Genomic DNA, 18,960 nt, shown 5'->3' with positions numbered 1-18,960 from the left:
TTAGTGGGTGAATATGGGAGATGACAACAGCATGAATACATCTGTCCGGGCAAGCACAGGCTTAAACAGTCTCGATGAAGTATTAGGCGGGCTGCAAATGGGCGACAATGTCGTCTGGCAGATTGACGATATAAAGGAATATGAACATTATGTAACTCCCTACGTTGACAGGATGTTGCAGGACGGCAACAAGGTCATTTACATGAGATTTGCCGAACATGAGCCACTTGTAAAACAGACTGGCAATATCAAAATATATAATCTGGATGCCAAAAGCGGTTTTGAATCTTTCACGACTCAGGTATACAACATCGCCTCCACAGAAGGGAGGGACGTTTTTTATGTATTTGACTGTCTTTCCTATCTTTTGTCAGCCTGGGCAACTGATCTAATGATCGGGAACTTTTTTGTTATTACCTGCCCCTACCTTTTTGAACTGAACACCGTTGCATATTTCTCTATCCTGCGCTACAGCCATTCATTCAAGACAGTGGCCCGTATCCGTGAAACCACACAGATACTGCTTGAAGCCTATCATCATGAAGGGAATTATTGCATTCATCCTTTAAAGGTATGGAACCGGTATTCCCCGACAATGTTTCTCCCTCATACTGAAGAAGAGGAAGGATTTGCGCCTGTTGTCGACAGTTTTGATGCCGCGAAAATGTTTTCAGATATCTCAAGACGGGAGCAGAGCAGTGCGCGCCGTCAACTGGACTACTGGGACAGACTCTTTTTAAAGGCAGAAGGGATACTCAATAAACCGGGTAATTCTGAGGAAAGACAGGAGATGGTTGATGAACTCTGCCGGATCATGATAGGCAGGGAAGAAAGAATTCTCGCGCTTGCAAAGGAGGTTTTTTCTCTGGAAGACCTCCTCAACATAAAGTCACGCATGGTAGGGACCGGTTTTATCGGCGGTAAAACCGTGGGGATGCTTATTGCGAGAAAAATTCTCGATAAAGAGGAATTGATAAGCTGGGAGGATTATCTTGAACAGCACGATTCCTTTTATATCGGTTCAGACATTTATTATACCTACATCGTTCAGAACGGATTATGGAAATTGCGGATGGAGCAGAAGACAGCAGAAGGATATTTCGAGGCAGGAGACAAGCTCCGCGAAAAGATGTTAAAGGGTGTTTTCCCTGATGAAATTAAAGAGCAGTTCCAGCGGGTTATAGAATATTACGGCCAGTCTCCCATCATCATCCGTTCAAGCAGCCTTCTGGAGGACGCTTTCGGAAATGCCTTTGCCGGTAAATATGAGAGCGTTTTCTCCGTCAATCAGGGTTCTCCTGAAAAACGTTACGCCGACTTTGTCGAGTCTGTGAGAGAGGTATTTGCCAGCACCATGAATGAAGATGCCCTGACTTACCGTTTGCAGCGAGGGCTTGACCAACACGATGAACAGATGGCCTTGCTTGTTCAGAGGGTGTCCGGTTCACACCGGAAACAGTACTTTTTCCCGGATCTTGCCGGTGTGGGTGTCTCCTATAATGCCTTTGCATGGAAAGAAGGCGTGGACCCCAAGGCAGGAATGCTCCGGCTTGTCCTCGGTCTCGGGACACGGGCTGTCAACCGTGTTGAAAACGACTATCCCCGCATTGTTGCCCTTGACAGTCCTCTATTCCGTCCCCATGCAGGCATGGAGGATACAAGGAGATTTTCGCAGCACGATATGGATGTCCTCGATACCAACAGCAATACCCTGGAAACAGTCTCTTTCATGGATAAGATAAACGAGGGGCTTAATATCAAACTTGATCTTGTCGGCACGAGGGATCATGAAACCACCCAGCGGATGAGCGAACTTGGCATAAAAGACCGGGAAGCATGGATACTCACCTTTGATAATTTCCTTTCTAAGACATCTTTCGCAGGTGTTATGCACAGGATGCTCAAAAAACTGGAAAGTATTTACGATTATCCTGTAGAGATAGAATTTACCGTTAATTTTACCCAATACAATGATTACAGGATCAATCTCTTACAGTGCAGGCCTGTTCAGGCAAAAGGGCAGATGGGAAAAATAAAGATTCCTGCCGGTCTGCCGGAAAACAAAGTTCTCCTGCGGACAGAGGGAAACTTTATGGGCGGCAGTGTTTCAAAGCAGGTGAAAAGAATTATTTATGTTGATCCTGCAGGATACAGCGCTCTGACACAGTCTGAAAAATACGATATAGCCCGTCTTACCGGGAAATTCAATAAAACGATCAAAAACAGGGACGAAATGCCGACACTGCTTCTCGGCCCCGGCAGGTGGGGTACCACAACGCCTTCGCTTGGCGTACCCGTACGGTTCTCGGAGATCAATAACATTACGTTTATGGGTGAGATCGCTTATTACGACGGCAACCTCATGCCTGAACTTTCCTATGGAAGTCACTTTTTTCAGGACCTTATTGAAACGGATATCTTTTACATCGCCATATTCCCCGACAATCCCGGCGTGATATTCAACAGGGAGATATTCGGTTTATTCAGTGATGTCACGGAGACACTGATCCCCGAGAGTAGTAAATACCATGAAATCACAAAGGTGTATGACGTTACGGGGAATATCAATTTGCATATTATGTCAGATATGTTGTCACAGAAGCTGGTCTGTTTTGTTAATTAGAATTTGTTGCCGGCATGAATTCGGATTGGTATCATTTCCCCTCGAACACCTCACGCAAGACCGTCTGGATCAGTTCTTCGGCATGCCTTTTCTGCGCGCGAGATGGCATTATTCCCGCCTCCTGCTCGTGTGAGTCAAACTGATCTTTAACGGTAGCCAATAGTTTAGCTATTTCGGTCAGATAGGTATACTGAAAAAGTTCTTGGCGCCACAAATCCCCTAATAGATGGTAAATATGATCGCCTGGTAACTGACTATACGAGGCATAGTGCTCGGCCGGTAGGGAAAAAGGCTAAGCAGTGAACATAAATATGTGTAGGAAAATCTGCTAAGGGCAGGGTAAAGTCAGCGGGTTAACGATTTGGGCCTGAACAGTGTATCAGGCTTCTCTGTCAAATGGTTTTTTTCGGTTGTTTCTCCAGTTTCTTTTTTGCCTTTTGCTGTTGTTTTTCGTTGTTCTGTTTCTGACCCTTATTCTTATCTTTCTTGCTCTTGTCTCTCATTGAATGCTCCTTTTTTCTCTATAGAAACAACAACCATACCGCAACCAATCTTATCCCCGTAGGTATTTTTTGTCAATAAGTAATTAATGCCTTCCCTATTTTTGCCGGGATCGTGTTGCCAACACAGCGCATTGCACAGCAGCAAATGATATAAACCCTCTCCGATGGAATAAATTATTTATATAATATCTACGAGTCAAGCATATAGCCTTTTCTGTGAATCTGATAATTATTTTATTCACTTGAGATTTGCAGCAGATGAGCCTTTGTGAATCCTTCCGATTTTTTGGCTTCAGGGTATTACGGCCAAAGATTTGAAGTAGCTTTTGTGCCTCAATCCCGGGCAGGCCGTCGAATAACTTCTCAAAAATGCAAACATTGTCTAATCGCCACGCCCAGCGAGACACACAGGCCACAAATCCTGAAACCAATAAAGAGCAGGGGTGGTAAATTCCGGTTTTGTCGGTTATACTAAGACCCGTGAGATGATATGGGACTTCTACTCATCAATGATGTTTCGCTGAATTTCGGCGGTCCACAACTGTTGGATGGTGTTACGCTTCAGATCGAGGTCGGCGAACGGATCGGCCTGCTGGGCCGTAACGGCTCGGGCAAATCCACCCTCATGAAGTTGCTGGCCGGTCATATAACCCCGGATTCAGGCGGGATTATTCGAAACAGCAATGTAAAGATTGCCCTGCTGGCACAGGACGTCCCCGATGACTTGCCGGGAACGGTTTATGACGTGGTAGCGGCTGGTGGACAGGAACACGTGGAGCTCCTCAGGGAATACCACGACCTTACCATGCAGATTGCGGGAAGCAGTCATGATGGCCTCATCAGAAAGCTCGAAGGTATCCAGCACAGGATAGAGGCGTCCGGTGCATGGCACTATCATCAGCGGGTTGAAGGTGTGATAGCAAGGGCTGAACTGGATGAAAATGCCCGATTCCGGGTTTTGTCTGCGGGCATGAAACGACGGGTTTTTCTGGCCAGGGCACTGGTAAATGATCCGGATCTCCTGCTTCTCGACGAGCCTACAAACCATCTTGATGTCAGCACCATCCTCTGGCTTGAGGACTTCCTGCTGAAATATGAAAAGACGCTCATGTTCGTGACCCATGACCGGGCATTTCTCCAACGTTTGGCAACACGGATAGTGGAAATAGACAGGGGTCATCTGATATCTTTCGCCTCCAACTACAGGACCTACCTTGAACAACGACAGGCTTTGCTGGACGCAGAAGAAAGGCAGTGGCATGAATTTGATAGAAAATTGTCCAAAGAGGAGACCTGGATCAGGCAGGGGGTCAAGGCGCGTCGCACCCGTAATGAAGGCAGGGTACGGGCGTTGATGCAGATGCGCCAGGAGCGAGCTCGCAGACAGGAACAGGCGGGTGTCTCCCGACTGGTGATCCAGGAAGCGGAGCGGAGCGGGCGGATAGTTGTGGATGCAAAGGCAATTTCATTTGCCTGGGGTGATACAAAAATCGTCGATGAATTCTCCACCACTGTCATCCGGGGTGATAAAGTGGGTGTTATCGGACCGAACGGTTCCGGCAAAACCACTCTTCTCAAGATACTCCTCAATGACCTCACACCGCAACAGGGAACGGTTCGACTGGGTACCGGTGTCAGTGTTGCTTACTTTGATCAGCTCCGTGCACAACTCGATGAAAATAAGACCCTCAGGGAGAATATCGGTGACGGCAACGACACGGTCATTATCGGCGGCATTCCGCGGCATGTGGTAGGGTATCTTCAGGATTTTCTTTTTTCGCCTGAGCGGATTATGTCGCCCGTCAGCTCTCTGTCCGGCGGTGAGCGCAACCGCTTACTTCTGGCGAAACTCTTCGTCATTCCATCTAATGTGCTTGTCCTTGATGAGCCCACAAATGACCTTGATGCGGAAACACTGGAATTGCTCGAAGACAGGCTCCTTGATTATAATGGTACGATTATGCTGGTCAGTCACGATCGCGAGTTTCTCAACAATGTGGTGACCTCGACAATTGTCCTTGAGGGTGATGGACGGTTAGTGGAGTATGTCGGTGGTTACGACGATTGGCTGAGGCAGAGGAATGTAACAACAGAGCAATTGAAATCGACAGCCCCAAAGGAACAGAAACAAAAGAGGGAAAAGGCCCAGACTGAGAAGGGTAAACTCTCTTTTAAAGAGACACGGGAGCTTGAATCACTGCCACAGATCATCGAAACCTTAGAGGAAGAAAAAAAGCGCCTCACAGCAACCCTTAATTCCGCTGAATTCTATGCAAACCGCGATTTGGGCAAAATATACGAGGCTAACGATAGGTTGGGTGCAGTGGAAAAAGAACTTGATGAAGCCTATCACCGCTGGGATGAGCTTGAAAACATGGCCGACAAATTCAGGGGCAAAAATCCGGTGTTTCCGGATAAATATTGACAAGCGTTATATAATATCTTCTACCTGCAAAATAAATGTTTTTAATCCGGCTTTCGGATGTTCCTGCTTTAATTGTTTAATCATATCAGATAATACGGGTATCATTTCGTCCTCAACCACCACGGCGAGCACATAGTTCTTGCCAGGCCAGCAGTGCGTGCCAAGCTTCGGCTCAGTTTCTGTACCCTCTCCGTATGTCTGTTTCCATTTGGTGTAGCCCTTAATATTATGTTTTTTCAAAGCAGCGATCACAACCTCATCAATTACATCGTTGTATACCGTAATAAGCATTTTCATATCAAATGCCTCCTGAAATTCGAAAATCCATTTTCAAATTAATTATTCTTAATTCGTTTTATGAAAACCTTATCCTTCAACTCATCGAAAAGATCATATGCTGCCGGCACTACAATAAGTGTAAGGAGTAAAGAAGTCAGTAAGCCACCGATTGTTGCAAGCGCCATAGGGGAACGTGTTTCAGCGCCCTCGCCGATTCCTATCGCGATTGGCATCATGCCGAATATCATGGCAAATGTTGTCATAAGAATCGGGCGGAGTCTTACAGGCCCTGCCTGCAGCAATGCATCCCTCCTTGAGAAACCCCTTTCTCTCAGAACATTTGTATAATCAACAAGTAAAATAGCATTCTTCTTCACAAGCCCCATGAGTAGAATAAGCCCGATAAAACTGAAAATATTCAGCGTTTTGTCGAAGATCAGGAGGGCGCCGAAGGCGCCGATAAAAGAAAAAGGCATGGAAAGCAATACCGTAAAGGGGTGGACAAAACTTTCAAACTGAGCAGCGAGTACCATATATGCCATGACAATACCAAGCATCATGGCGAACATCAAATAACCGAAGGATTCTGACATTATATCAGCCTCCCCTTTATATTTCCCTGAATATTCAGTTGTAAGCACCTTTGCAGATATACTGTCAAGTTCTTTAACAGCCTGACCGAGAGGTTTTGTTTCAAGGTTTGCGAAGATCGTAATAGCCCTCTGTCTATCAACCCTGTTGATAACACTCGAACCGCCTGCTTCCTGGAACATGGCAATATTTGAGAGTTGCACAAGGCGCCCGTCTTTTGCCCTGACATACATTTTCCCTATGTCATCAGGGTTTTCCCTGTCTTTCTGTAACAATCTTGCCCTTACATCATAGCGTCTTCCCTTGGCTTCATCCTTAAATTTCGTAATATCTACCTCCCCACTGATAAGGAAATTAATTGCCTCCGCCACAGTCGCAACATCGATACCAAGATCGGCTGCCTTATCCCTGTCAATGATCACCCGAATCTCCGGCTTCCCGGTTTCAAGGGATGAATCGGCATCAACGATACCAGGGAGTTTGGAAAACTGACCCAGAATATCTTTTGTATATGTCTGAAGGTTTTCAAGGTCTCTGCCTCTTATACTATACTGAATCGCTACCTGCCTCTGTCCTCCACCAATCATCGATACGTCTTCAACAGAAGCCCTGAGTCCCGGTACGGCTTTAAAGGCCTTCCTAACTTCTGCCTTGATCTGGTTCTGGCTTTTCTTTCTCTGAGATTTTGGCTTCAGGTTGATCATCATATTGGCCTTATTTGCTTCCCTGGTTAAGCCTCCACCCTGCGAATACAGGATTGCACTTACTTCAGGAAATTGTTTTACGATATTTTCGGCATGTTTTGCCATATGGTCAACCTCATCAACAGAATAATCAACGGGCATCTGTAACCTGATAATAAATCTGCTCTGGTCTTCTGAAGGGATCATCTCTTTGCCTATAAATTTTGTGAAAAAAAGGCTTCCGAAAAATATGGCAATTGCAATAATTAAAACTATCTTCCTTCGGCCCAGTGCAACGGCAAGGAGCTTTTTGTATTGCTCCTCAAGCTTTTTATATGCCTTCTCGAGCTGATCGGAAATATGCCTGAAAACATGCCCATTAAGTATCCTGCCGTATAATGATCCACGAGTGCCCTCCCTTAGGGGCTGCTGTGAATGTTTTTTGCTGTGTTTTAAGAATAATGAAGCCATCATCGGCGTAAGAGTGAAGGAAATAAACCATGAAACTATAACGGCAAATACAACGGTCATACCGAACTGAAAAAAAAATCTTCCGATTATCCCTTTCATAAAGGCCACAGGGATAAAGATGACGATAATTGCCAGTGTTGTTGCAGATACGGCAAGCCCTATCTCCGATGTAGCAAAAAATGAGGCTTCCCGGGGCGACATGCCTTCTTCTATATGCCTCTGTATATTTTCTATAACAATGATTGCATCATCGATGAGGATGCCTATGGACAGGGAAAGGGCAAGCATCGACATATTGTTGAAGGTAAAGTCAAAGGCGTTCATAAAAGCAAATGTCGAGATTACAGATGCAGGTATAGCCAGGGCGCTGATAATGGTTGTTCTTATGTTACGTAGAAACAAAAGAACTGCCAGAACTGCGAAAAAACCTCCGTATATGAGATGGTGTTGCACTTCATTAATAGAACGTTTGATGAAATCAGACTGATCAAACCCTATGTTAAGGTTCATCCCTGCAGGTAGCGTTTTTTTTATAACCTTTAATTCTTTTTTTACTCTTTCTACAACCTCAACCGTATTGGTTCCAGACTGTTTCTGAATGCCTAAATTTACGGAATTTATGCCGTTAAACCGGGCAAAACTTCTTTTTTCCTCCATGCCGTCTTCTGCATGCCCCACATCCTTGATCTTAACAGCCACCCCCTTGGAATAGCCCACTACAAGATCATTGAACTGTTGTATCGTCGGGAACTCGCCTTTTATCTTTATCGTATACTCTTTTGTATTGCTTTCAATCCTTCCGCCAGGCAACTCGACATTTTCCCTCTTTAATGCCCCCATTATATCCTGCGCGGTGATTCCATAGGACCGGAGCTTATCATTGTCAAGCCATACCCTGGCCTGTCTGAGACGTAAACCATACATCCTGATAGCCCCGACACCGTTGATTCTCTGAAGCTGTTCCTTCAACACTTCGTCTGCATAAGTGGAGAGTTCCCGCGGTGACTTTTCGCCGGACAAGGCAAACCACAAAACAGGCGTGGCATCGGGGTCAACTTTTTCTATTACCGGTTCTTCAATGTCCGTGGGGAGTTTTTTTCTGATAATCGATACCTTCTCACGTACATCCTGGACAGCAAGGTCAATATTCCTTTCCAGAACAAACTCCACAGTTACAACAGACATACCTTCTGTGCTTGTAGATGTAATTGTTTTAACGCCATTTATAGTATTAATCGATTCTTCGATTTTGTCCGTGACGTCAATGTCCATGATCTCGGAGCTTGCCCCTTTGAGCTCTGTTCTCACGTTCACAATAGGCAAATCAATCTTCGGGAAGAGGTCAACGCCGATACTCGGATAACTCACAATGCCGAACACCACAAGAGCCATAACGAGCATTGTTGCAAAAACCGGGCGTTTTACGGATGTATCGGCTAACCACATATCAGCCCCCTGCTGATAATTTTGAATGTTGAATGTTGAGTTTTGAGTTTGGAACTACATGAAACTCGAAGCATGGGGACACAACACAACAGATATATCTTTATTCTCATCAGTTGTGCCTCACTTTCTGCCGCCGGTCGGGTTGTCCTTGCTCTTCGTTTCTATCTGCTGATTCCTGTCTTTTGTCACAGACGGAATAGGGGCAGATTCTGAACTTGCAGGCGCAGCCAACACGGCAACCCTTGCGCCTTCTGATAAGGCCTGCTGCCCTGCAACGACAACACTTTCTCCTTCTTTCACCCCCTCAATGATTTCCATGGTTTCTCCGTATTTACTGCCGATCTTTACTAATCTTTCTTTTGCCCTGTCATCACCTTCAACTACAAATACCCTTACCTTTTCCGCTTCATACAACAAAGAGGTCACCGGGACAACGACCGTAGCCTTTTCTCCTCCGGTGTACAGTATAACCTTTGCAAAAAAACCCGGCTTCAAGATTCCATCAGAGTTCGGAACCAATGCCTCTATCTGGAGCGTTCTTGTTTTTTCCTCGAGGCTCGGATAAACAATATTCACCTTTCCTTTGAAATCCCTATCAGGAAAGGCGTCTACCTTTAGCATTACATCCTGACCTGTCTTGAGCCTGCTCACATCCTTCTCAGGCACTGCAAAGTGTAATTTTAAGGGATTTGACTGGATAATTACAAAAAGCTGGGTGCCGTTCTTAACAAAATCGCCCACTGAGACCTTTTTCTCTTTTACTACACACGCCAGCGGGGAATATATTTTCGTTTTATTGAGCTTCTGCCTTGCAAGGGATAAAGACGCCTTTGCCCTGTCAATCTCTGCATCTGCGAGGGAAAGCCTCGTAGATACGTCGTCAAACTGCTGCTGTGTAACAAGCTCTTCTTTAAAGAGGGCTTCTTTTCGCTTAAACTCGAGTTTTGTATTGGCAAGGGTTGCTTCAACCTGTTTCAGTAGCGCTTCATCCTTTTTCACTTCATGGCTATAATCTGTATCGTCAATTACCGCAAGAAGCATGCCTTTTGAAACTGCCGTACCTTCATCAACCTTCACACTCTTCAAAACCCCTTCGACTTCTGCACTGATAAACACTTCTTCAAAAGGGGTCAATGTGCCGGTTGCCTCGATAAATGGCCTGAGTTGCCTTTTTTCTACAGTCTGAATCTGTACATTAAACGTTTTCTCCGTTGTCTTTGTTTCCTTTTTACTGCACCCGGTTAATGACAACACGGAGTAAACGGTAAGCCACAAGCAGCCAAGTATGACAATAAATTTTAATTTTTTCATTTATCAACTGCTCCTATAAGTTTATTAGATATCGAAGTTTTTTCGGTTTTACTGCAAATGCCCTGTTGGTCAAGCAAACCGGCAGGTTCCGAATCCATCACCGACTTCAAAAGCACACCTGTTGTACGTTTTATCATCAGAATGGATAGCCGGTAATTATAGGTTGCATCCGCAAGCTGTCTTTCTGCAGTAACAAGCAAGGTGTTGGCATCCATAACATCTATGCTGTTGGCAAGCCCGTATTCAAATTGTCTTGCAACAGCGTTATAATTGTCTTTTGCAAATGCATACTGATCTTCGAGAGATTGTAATACCCCTTTTTGTGTGATAAAATCGAGGTAAGCGCTCTCAACCTCAATGCCGACACTTTTTTTAAGATCTTCATAGGCAAGTGCTGTTTGTCTCTTTTTTGCACCCGCTTCTTTTACCTGAGCATCCCGTAACCCACCCTCAAAAAAAGGGAAATTGAATTTTAACCCGCCATAAATGTTATCCCGAACAATGCTCGTTGTTTCAGGGGTCTCTTTCCTTTTTTGATACACCCCTTCAACGGAGACTGTCGGCCAGTAGGTCCCATGGACAACCCTGACAGTATCATCGGCTATCTTTTTTTGAAGGCTGGCTGACTTCAGCTCAGCGCGCTCGCTATCAGCCTTCTCTTTTAAACATTCAACAGCCAAAAGTTGGCATCCTTCAATGATTTCTTCCGAACTATTACCTGCGTTCCCTGACTCGCTGTCCTCTTTCACTTCAAAATCCTCATTTATTCCTACAATCCTTGCAATAACAGCCTTTCTCAGCTTCATAAAATTGCCTGTTTTTATCAAATCCGATTGCGCCCCGGATAATTCCGCCTCTGCCCTCAACAGGGCTGTTTTTGTAACCTCTCCAACCTTAAGCCTTGTCGCGGCAGCATTTTTATGCTTAGTCAATCTTTCCACATTAGCCTTTGAAATATCAACGATCTTCTTTGTCTTCAGATAGTCGTAATAAGCATTTGAGACAATAAACATATATGCTTCTTTAACTGCAAACAGGTCGAATTTACTCTTTTCGATATTATCCTTTGAGATTTTAAAAGCGGTAATTTCCCTGCCAGACAACGACATTGACTGGTCAAGTCTTAGCCCATAGGATGCTGCTTCATCCGGCTGAATCAGCATGCCCGAATCTGATGTTTTGGAATCTCTGTACCTTGTATATCCTCCAACCGCTGAGAGCTGAGGCAGCAAAAACGACATGGCCTTCTCTTTACCTGTTATTGCTATATAAAGATCTTCAGCGGAGATTTTTATCTTTTCCGACCTTTCAAGGGCTATCCTGTAAAGAGCATCAAGGGTATATTCTGTTGCTGCACCTGCCCGGGAGCACAAACACAATGCAATCAGACATATAAAAAAATATTTCTTCATTTCAGCCTCTTTTGGTTGCTATGTTCAACTTTAATTATTTATTATTCCGTTTTTTTGACCCCTTCGCAACAAACCTGAAAGTATAAATTTGCTGCATTCTTCAGGCGAAAAGAGGTTATCCGGATCTACAACTATGGAAAGAAAAAAACCTCTTATTGTTCCGATAATTATTCTTGCCGTTTCCTGTGCATTACATTGATCAAAACTACCGGAATCTATGCCTTTATGGATTATATGCTCGAGAATGCTTCTCTGCTCTTCAAAAAATTTCCTCTTCATCTCAATGCCGAAGGTGAATCCATGCTCCCTGCCATGGGTAATTATTAACTCTTTATGGCTCTTTACATATTCAAGATGCACCTTTATAAATGTTGTGATTGCTTCCACCGGGTCATTGATATCCTGGATTGCCTCTCTTATCATATCCACAAGATACTTAAACCTTTTCTTCATAAGCGTCATGTATAAGTCTTCTTTATTCCTGAAATAAAGATAAAGCCCACCTATACTGATTTGGGCATTATTGGCTATCATTCTGATGCTTGCGCCTTTGTACCCGTATTCAGAGAATACTTTTAAAGCAGCGTCGAGTATTTTTTCCTTTGAATCTTTTCCTGAACGTCTGTTCATGTGAACACATGTTCAGTTTATAGAAACGGGTATATTGTGTCAAGCTAAAACCTTTTGACATTATGCCTTGCCTGTGTTAACAAATTCAGCATGTCGGAAACAAACATAAAACCCTTTAAAGGGATGCTTTTTAACAAGAAAAAAACCGGCGATATAGCCTCTTGCGTCTGCCCGCCCTACGATGTTATCTCAAATGCCGGGACATATTATGAAAGAAACAGGTTCAACGCAATCAGACTGGAATTACCTGAACAACATCCCCCTCTGGACAAATACAATACTGCAAAAGAAACACTCGAAAATTGGCTGCAACAGGGTATACTGACCTTCGATAACAAAGATACTGTCTACATATATGAACAAGAATTCGAAGTCGAGCATAAATCCTTTCTCAGAAGAGGTTTTATTGCCCTCAACAAGATTGAAAAAAACCGCATGCTCACGCACGAAGAAACACGGAAAAAGGCAAAAGAAGACAGGGAAAGGTTGATCTCATCTTTGAAAACCTGCACAAGCTTTGTTTTCGGTCTTTATGAAGACAATATGCAGGATATTGAAAACATTCTTACAGCAGCCGCAAAAGAGATCGTCTACGACTTTATTGACGAACAGTCTGTTACAAACAGATTCTATAAGATGACAGACAGGGATGCAATAAATGTCCTCTCTAAGGAAATGGATAAAAAAAGCATATATATTGCCGATGGTCATCACAGGCTGGATGTTTCATACAGGCTGGGACTTTCGTATATACCAATCTATTTAACGAATATGTATTCTGATGGTGTTGTGATCCTCCCTTACCACCGGTTGGTAAAATACAAACATATCAAAAACATTAATCAAATTTTGGATTCCGTAAAACAATATGCTGAGATTGAAAAAATCCCGCTGGAAAACGACAGTTCACTCAGCATCGCACTGGAGTATATTGCTCACTCTGTCGGGCCGGCCTATCTTTTATACTCGAAAGATGCACCCAATGCTCTTTATATGCTTAGAATAAGCAATTCCATTCCAATGGACGATAAAATGCATGATAGCCTGAAAAGACTGAAGGTAAACATATTGCATAATGGCATACTAAAGGGGCTCCTGAATATATCTGACGATGAGATTTCCTTTACACAAGAATCATATGAATCGATAAGCATTGTAAAAAAAGGCGATTTTGACCTGGCACTTTTCCTCCCCCCTACAACGGTTGAGGAAGTAAAGGATATTGCCGATCATAGTCTATATATGCCGCCAAAATCAACTTTCTTTTATCCTAAAATACTCACAGGTTTGATTTTCTACAAGTATGAATAAATGCCGCCGGCATGAAGATTCCTATGGGCAAGCCCGTGGCAGACCTTCTTGCAACCGATGGTTGAAACCATGATTGGAAAATCATAAAAATGTATATAGCGGATGATGAAACACTTGATATTCTGTGTGATGATGAAATAAAAATAATCCAGAAAAAGGATGGCTACAGGTTCTCTATTGACGCCATTCTCCTGTCAAACTTTATAACCTTGAAAAAGCATGAAAGATTATTGGATATTGGTACCGGCTGTGGCATTATACCTGTCTACATGTCAAAGAAAGGCAATAAGAACTTTATGACGGGCATAGAGATACAGGAAGAATTATTCCATGCGGCCCAAAAGAATAAAGACCTCAACAATTGTGAAAACATACAGTTTATCCACGGCGATATTAAACTTTTTGTTGAAAGCTTAAAAAAGACACCTTTTCATGTAATCGTGTCCAACCCTCCCTATACAAAAGAACATACGGGAAGAAAGAGTCCAAAACATTCAAGGTTTATAGCAAGATATGAATCGTATATTGATCTTTCAATATTACTTTCAGCTTCAGCGGCTTTATTGAACAAAAAAGGACGTTTTTATATTATTTATCCTTCAAAAAGACTGGGCGAACTCATATACACTGCCAAAGCCAATAAGCTTGAACCGAAAAGGCTCAGATTAATTTATCCGAAAAAAGAGAAGAGCGCCAACCTTTTTCTTGCTGAATTTACAAAAGAAGGCGGCATGGAAGTAACTATTGAAAAACCTCTTTATATATACGATAATGAGCAATATACGGAAGAAATTGAAAGTTATTACTGTCTGAAGGGGTAGGGAGATGGAACAGATTTTAAAGCTGATAGAAAATGACCTGAAAAAACTCGAAATATCGATAGAACAATTAGTTTCAACAAAAGTCGGTTTCATAAGAGAGATTGTAAATTATATAGTAAAATCAGGCGGAAAAAGAATCAGGCCGATCCTCGTTATGCTCAGCTCAAAACTCTGCGGATATAACGGAGAAAAACATATAACATACTCGGCAATTATTGAGTTCATTCATACATCAACGCTTTTACATGATGACGTGGTAGATAATGCAAAAACAAGAAGGGGTGCTTCAACAGCAAATACAATATGGGGGAATGAAGCAAGTGTCCTTGTCGGTGATTTTCTATATACAAAGTCTTTTGAGCTTATGGCAGACGGAGACAACCTTGAAATTATAAAAACCATGGCGCATACAACAAAACAGTTGTCTGAAGGTGAAATATTAGAGCTTTTGAAGACATCGGATATTAATACCAGTGAAGAAGACTATTTTGAAATCATCAGGAATAAAACGGCGGTTCTTTTTTCAGTAGCATGCGAAATAGGTGCGATACTGGGGAATGTTGATGAAGAGAAAAGATTTTCATTAAAAGAATATGGAAAAAATCTCGGCATGGCCTTTCAATTGACTGATGATATGCTTGACTACAACTCATACGATGAGGTTCTTGGAAAAAAAGTAGGGACAGATCTTAAAGAAGGAAAAATAACACTTCCCCTTATCAGTGCCATAATAGCTGCAACAGAGAAAGAAAAAACCGTTGTCAGGAAAGTGGTTGATAAATCGAGCATTACATTGAGAGATTTTGAAAGGGTAAGTGCTATTATTAAAAAATATGACGGAATAAAGTATACATCCGATAAGGCAATGGAATACACAAATGCAGCAAAAGACTGTTTGAAGGTCTTCGAACCTTCACCTTTTAAAGATGCGCTTCTTTGGCTTCCTGAGTATATGCACAAGAGAAAAACATAACCGATTTGCCTTCATTCATATAACTTCGTTAACTCGTTGTTACATTCCTCGACGTACTAAACTTGGAGCTGATGACAAAGCCAACGATGATAGCGTTTTGATTTGAAATTGGAATAAATCTATTCTATATCCGCGTGGTAAGCCTGGAGCGACTTGATAACCGTCCCTTCCTTTTTTTCTATATATGCCCTGATACCCTCTGCTGCCGCCTTGGCTGCCGCTGTTGTTGTAATATAAGGTATTTTGTATTTTATAGCCGTTTTCCTTATATAAGAATCGTCATGCATACTGTTCTTACCTATCGGCGTATTGATAATGAGCTGAATCTCCTTATTGTGCAGCGCATCGAGAATATTGGGTCTTCCCTCATGAACCTTTTTTATCTGTGTTGATGCTATATCATTTATTGCAAGGAATTTATGTGTTCCTTCCGTAGCAAGAATGTTGAAACCTGCCTCTTTCAGATATTTTGCCGCCCCGAGGATATCGTTCCTGTCCTTCGGTGATATTGTTATAAGCACAGTACCCTTTTCGGGCAATTTTTGTCCTGCTGCCTCCTGAGACTTGAAAAAGGCAAGACCAAATGAGTCAGCCATACCAAGAACTTCCCCTGTTGATCTCATTTCCGGTCCTAAGGTCGGGTCAACCTCGGGGAACATATTGAAGGGAAACACAGCCTCTTTTACGCCTACGTGTGAATATTTTTTGTGTTTCAGGTTCATATTTTTCAATTTTTTACCAAGCATAAACTGTGTGGCAATACGCGCCATCTGAACCCCCGTTACCTTTGATACAAGAGGCACAGTCCTGCTTGCTCTGGGGTTTGCTTCGAGGATATAGACTATGTCATTAGCGATTGCATACTGGATGTTCATGAGTCCCACAACATTCAGCTCTATGGCAATCCTCTTCGTATATTCATTTATAGTCTTGATATGCTGTTCCGATAGAGTCCGGGGTGGGATTGCACAGGCGCTGTCGCCGGAATGGATGCCGGCAAGCTCAATATGTTCCATGATGGAGGGCACAAAGGCATCTTCGCCATCTGCCATGGCATCCGCCTCCACTTCAATTGCATTTTCGAGAAACTTATCAATCAGGATGGGTCTGCCTGGAGTTATATCAACGGCTGCACTAACATAGGATGTGAGGGTTGCATCGTCATAGACAATTTCCATCCCGCGTCCGCCAAGTACATAAGATGGTCTTACCATAAGGGGATAACCTATTTCGCCTGCCACCTTCATTGCCTCAACAAGCGTTGTTGCGGTTCCGCTCTCAGGTTGCGGTATCTCAAGCTTGTGCATTACCTGTTTAAAGCGTTTTCTGTCCTCTGCAAGATCTATGCTTTCAGGGGATGTCCCCAGTATTTTTACACCTGCCTCTTCAAGTTCCTTTGCAATATTAAGCGGCGTCTGTCCACCAAACTGGACTATTGCACCGATCGGTTTTTCCTTGTTGTATATACTTAGAACATCCTCAACAGTAAGCGGCTCGAAATAAAGCTTATCGGAGGTGTCATAATCGGTAGAAACCGTCTCCGGGTTACAATTGACCATTATTGATTCATAACCTTCGTCGCGTAATGTAAATGCAGCATGTACACATGTGTAATCAAATTCTATACCCTGGCCGATCCTGTTCGGACCGCCGCCGAGGATCATCACCTTGGGCCTGTCACTTATTTTGACTTCATTAGGGGCATTGTATGTAGAGTAATAATACGCAGCATCAGCACCGCTTACCGGGACCGTACACCATGCTTCAACTTTACCCAGCGCAATCCTTCTGTTCCTGATATCTTCTTCTTTCAGATCAAGGATTTTGGCAAGGTATTTATCTGAGAAACCATCTTCCTTGGCTTTAATAAGGAGCCTGTCGGGAAGGACCTTGCCTTTATATTGCAGGATTTCTTCTTCAAGCTCGACCAACTCCTTCATTTGCCCGATAAACCAGTGTTTTATCTTTGTCTTTTCAAATAGTTCATCTACTGTTGCCCCTTTCCTTATTGCTTCATACATAATAAATTGTCTTTCTGACGACGGTTCATTAAGCAGCCTCAACAGATCGTCAAGGGGTAGGTCATTAAAATTGCTCGCAAAACCCAAACCATACCGTTTAATCTCAAGAGAACGGATAGCTTTCTGGAATGCTTCTTTGTAATTCTTGCCGATGCTCATTGTTTCGCCAACTGCTTTCATCTGAGTACCCAGCTTGTCTTCTGCCTCCCTGAACTTTTCAAATGCCCACCGGGCAAACTTTATAACAACATACTCCCCGGAAGGCACATATTTATCAAGAGTCCCGCTTCTATAATAGGGTATATCCTTCAATGTATATCCACCTGCAAGTTTGGCAGAAACAAGGGCTATGGGAAAGCCGGTGGCTTTGGAAGCAAGGGCGGATGAACGCGACGTCCTCGGGTTGATCTCAATAACCACAATCCTCCCGTCATCCGGGTTATGGGCAAACTGGATATTTGTGCCGCCGATGACCTGAATGGCTTCGACAATCCGGTACGAATATACTTGCAGTTTTTGCTGGACATCTTCCGAAATGGTTAACATGGGAGCAGAACAGAAGGAATCTCCTGTGTGGACGCCCATGGGGTCTATATTTTCAATAAAACAAACGGTGATCATATTGTTTTCGGCATCCCTTACAACTTCAAGCTCCAGTTCTTCCCAACCGATAACTGCCTCTTCTATGAGTATCTGACCGATAAGGCTTGCTGAAATACCCCTGCTTGCAATAGTCTTGAGCTCTTCTTTATTATATGCAATGCCGCCGCCTGTACCGCCCATGGTATAGGCCGGCCGTATAACAACCGGATAACCGAGTTTGTCCGCAATTTCCAGCGCCTCTTCAATAGAGTATGCAAGAGCGGACTCGGGCATGGGGATATTGAGTTTGTTCATTGTCTTTTTGAATTCGTTCCTGTCTTCCCCTCTCTCAATCGCATCTACCTGGACGCCTATGATTTGCACGCTATGTTTCTGGAGTATGCCCTTTCTCGAGAGTTCTGCGGCGAGATTCAGGCCTGTCTGACCCCCAAGGTTAGGCAGCAATCCTTGAGGTTTTTCTTTTTCAATTATCTTTTCGAGTACCTCAACTGTGAGCGGCTCAATGTATGTCGCATCAGCCATACCAGGGTCTGTCATAATAGTTGCAGGGTTTGAATTAACAAGGACAATTTTGTATCCCGCAGCTCTCAATGCTTTGCATGCCTGTGTACCTGAGTAATCGAATTCACAGGCCTGACCGATGATAATAGGGCCGGAACCTATAATTAGAACCTTGTTTATACCTTCTATTTTTGATATTTTCATGTTTTGAGTATTCCTTTCGATTGGAATTTATTAGCATCCTAACAGAGCCGCAATAAGGAGTCAAGAAGTTTAGAATCACAACAATATCAATTAGTTCTTCTCTTTCTCCAGGGCCTGCCCCGGTTGGTTTTGATAAGGTTTGTCTTAGCTTT

11 protein-coding genes are annotated in these 18,960 nt (G+C 43.3%); 5 read left to right on the top strand and 6 right to left on the bottom strand.

Annotated elements, in window-relative coordinates:
• Positions 1 to 31 precede the first annotated feature (31 nt).
• Both NT178_07560 and NT178_07555 read left to right on the top strand, forming a co-directional pair.
• Complete coding sequence (locus NT178_07560; protein MCX5812386.1) at positions 32 to 2,623, top strand: PEP/pyruvate-binding domain-containing protein; 2,592 nt, start codon at positions 32 to 34, stop codon at positions 2,621 to 2,623.
• A gap of 993 nt (positions 2,624 to 3,616) precedes the next feature.
• The gene (locus tag NT178_07555; protein ID MCX5812385.1) at positions 3,617 to 5,551 is read left to right on the top strand and encodes an ATP-binding cassette domain-containing protein; all 1,935 of its coding nucleotides are present in this window, start codon (positions 3,617 to 3,619) and stop codon (positions 5,549 to 5,551) included.
• 6 nt (positions 5,552 to 5,557) lie between these two features.
• Here NT178_07555 and NT178_07550 read toward each other — a convergent pair whose 3' ends face one another.
• The 5 genes from NT178_07550 to NT178_07530 all read right to left on the bottom strand — a co-directional run bounded on the left by NT178_07550 (position 5,558) and on the right by NT178_07530 (position 12,374).
• Positions 5,558 to 5,848, bottom strand: coding sequence for a hypothetical protein (locus tag NT178_07550; GenBank protein MCX5812384.1), 291 nt, complete (start codon positions 5,846 to 5,848; stop codon positions 5,558 to 5,560).
• A 38-nt stretch (positions 5,849 to 5,886) separates the two neighbouring features.
• A complete protein-coding gene (locus NT178_07545; protein ID MCX5812383.1) occupies positions 5,887 to 9,021 on the bottom strand; it encodes an efflux RND transporter permease subunit in 3,135 nt (1,044 codons plus the stop codon).
• A gap of 120 nt (positions 9,022 to 9,141) precedes the next feature.
• Positions 9,142 to 10,332 carry an efflux RND transporter periplasmic adaptor subunit gene (locus NT178_07540; GenBank protein MCX5812382.1) on the bottom strand — a complete coding sequence of 397 codons (1,191 nt, stop codon included), beginning with the start codon at positions 10,330 to 10,332 and terminating at the stop codon, positions 9,142 to 9,144.
• Positions 10,329 to 11,744, bottom strand: a complete 1,416-nt coding sequence (locus tag NT178_07535) for a TolC family protein (GenBank protein ID MCX5812381.1) — start codon at positions 11,742 to 11,744, stop codon at positions 10,329 to 10,331. The genes NT178_07540 and NT178_07535 overlap by 4 nt, the downstream gene beginning before the upstream one ends.
• A gap of 30 nt (positions 11,745 to 11,774) precedes the next feature.
• Positions 11,775 to 12,374, bottom strand: a complete 600-nt coding sequence (locus NT178_07530; GenBank protein ID MCX5812380.1) for a TetR/AcrR family transcriptional regulator — start codon at positions 12,372 to 12,374, stop codon at positions 11,775 to 11,777.
• 90 nt (positions 12,375 to 12,464) lie between these two features.
• Here NT178_07530 and NT178_07525 point away from each other — a divergent pair, with 90 nt between their 5' ends.
• The 3 genes from NT178_07525 (at position 12,465) to NT178_07515 (ending at position 15,479) form a co-directional block, all read left to right on the top strand.
• Positions 12,465 to 13,685, top strand: coding sequence for a DUF1015 domain-containing protein (locus NT178_07525; GenBank protein ID MCX5812379.1), 1,221 nt, complete (start codon positions 12,465 to 12,467; stop codon positions 13,683 to 13,685).
• Positions 13,686 to 13,774: 89 nt separating this feature from the next.
• Positions 13,775 to 14,506, top strand: coding sequence for a methyltransferase (locus NT178_07520; GenBank protein ID MCX5812378.1), 732 nt, complete (start codon positions 13,775 to 13,777; stop codon positions 14,504 to 14,506).
• Between the two features lie 4 nt (positions 14,507 to 14,510).
• Positions 14,511 to 15,479: a polyprenyl synthetase family protein gene (locus NT178_07515; protein ID MCX5812377.1), complete on the top strand. Its 969-nt coding sequence runs from the start codon at positions 14,511 to 14,513 to the stop codon at positions 15,477 to 15,479.
• Between the two features lie 119 nt (positions 15,480 to 15,598).
• On the opposite strand, the gene carB is transcribed toward NT178_07515, so the two are convergent.
• Entirely contained in the window at positions 15,599 to 18,808 is a 3,210-nt protein-coding gene (gene carB / locus NT178_07510; GenBank protein ID MCX5812376.1) for a carbamoyl-phosphate synthase large subunit, read from the bottom strand.
• Between the last annotated feature and the right edge of the window lie 152 nt (positions 18,809 to 18,960).

This window comes from Pseudomonadota bacterium (genome assembly GCA_026388255.1).
Taxonomy (GTDB): Bacteria; Desulfobacterota; Syntrophorhabdia; order Syntrophorhabdales; family Syntrophorhabdaceae; genus JAPLKB01.
The sequence above is the reverse complement of the archived record's forward strand: the minus strand, read 5'-3'. Positions and strand labels throughout refer to the sequence as shown.

Excerpts from the sequence above, each read along its gene's own strand:
- NT178_07535 (MCX5812381.1), bottom strand. The coding sequence starts at position 11,744 with ATGAAGAAATATTTTTTTATATGTCTGATTGCATTGTGTTTGTGCTCC.
- NT178_07520 (MCX5812378.1), top strand. The coding sequence starts at position 13,775 with ATGTATATAGCGGATGATGAAACACTTGATATTCTGTGTGATGATGAA.
- NT178_07515 (MCX5812377.1), top strand. The coding sequence starts at position 14,511 with ATGGAACAGATTTTAAAGCTGATAGAAAATGACCTGAAAAAACTCGAA.
- NT178_07555 (MCX5812385.1), top strand. The coding sequence starts at position 3,617 with ATGGGACTTCTACTCATCAATGATGTTTCGCTGAATTTCGGCGGTCCA.
- NT178_07560 (MCX5812386.1), top strand. The coding sequence starts at position 32 with ATGAATACATCTGTCCGGGCAAGCACAGGCTTAAACAGTCTCGATGAA.
- NT178_07545 (MCX5812383.1), bottom strand. The coding sequence starts at position 9,021 with ATGTGGTTAGCCGATACATCCGTAAAACGCCCGGTTTTTGCAACAATG.
- carB (MCX5812376.1), bottom strand. The coding sequence starts at position 18,808 with ATGAAAATATCAAAAATAGAAGGTATAAACAAGGTTCTAATTATAGGT.
- NT178_07525 (MCX5812379.1), top strand. The coding sequence starts at position 12,465 with ATGTCGGAAACAAACATAAAACCCTTTAAAGGGATGCTTTTTAACAAG.
- NT178_07540 (MCX5812382.1), bottom strand. The coding sequence starts at position 10,332 with ATGAAAAAATTAAAATTTATTGTCATACTTGGCTGCTTGTGGCTTACC.
- NT178_07550 (MCX5812384.1), bottom strand. The coding sequence starts at position 5,848 with ATGAAAATGCTTATTACGGTATACAACGATGTAATTGATGAGGTTGTG.
- NT178_07530 (MCX5812380.1), bottom strand. The coding sequence starts at position 12,374 with ATGAACAGACGTTCAGGAAAAGATTCAAAGGAAAAAATACTCGACGCT.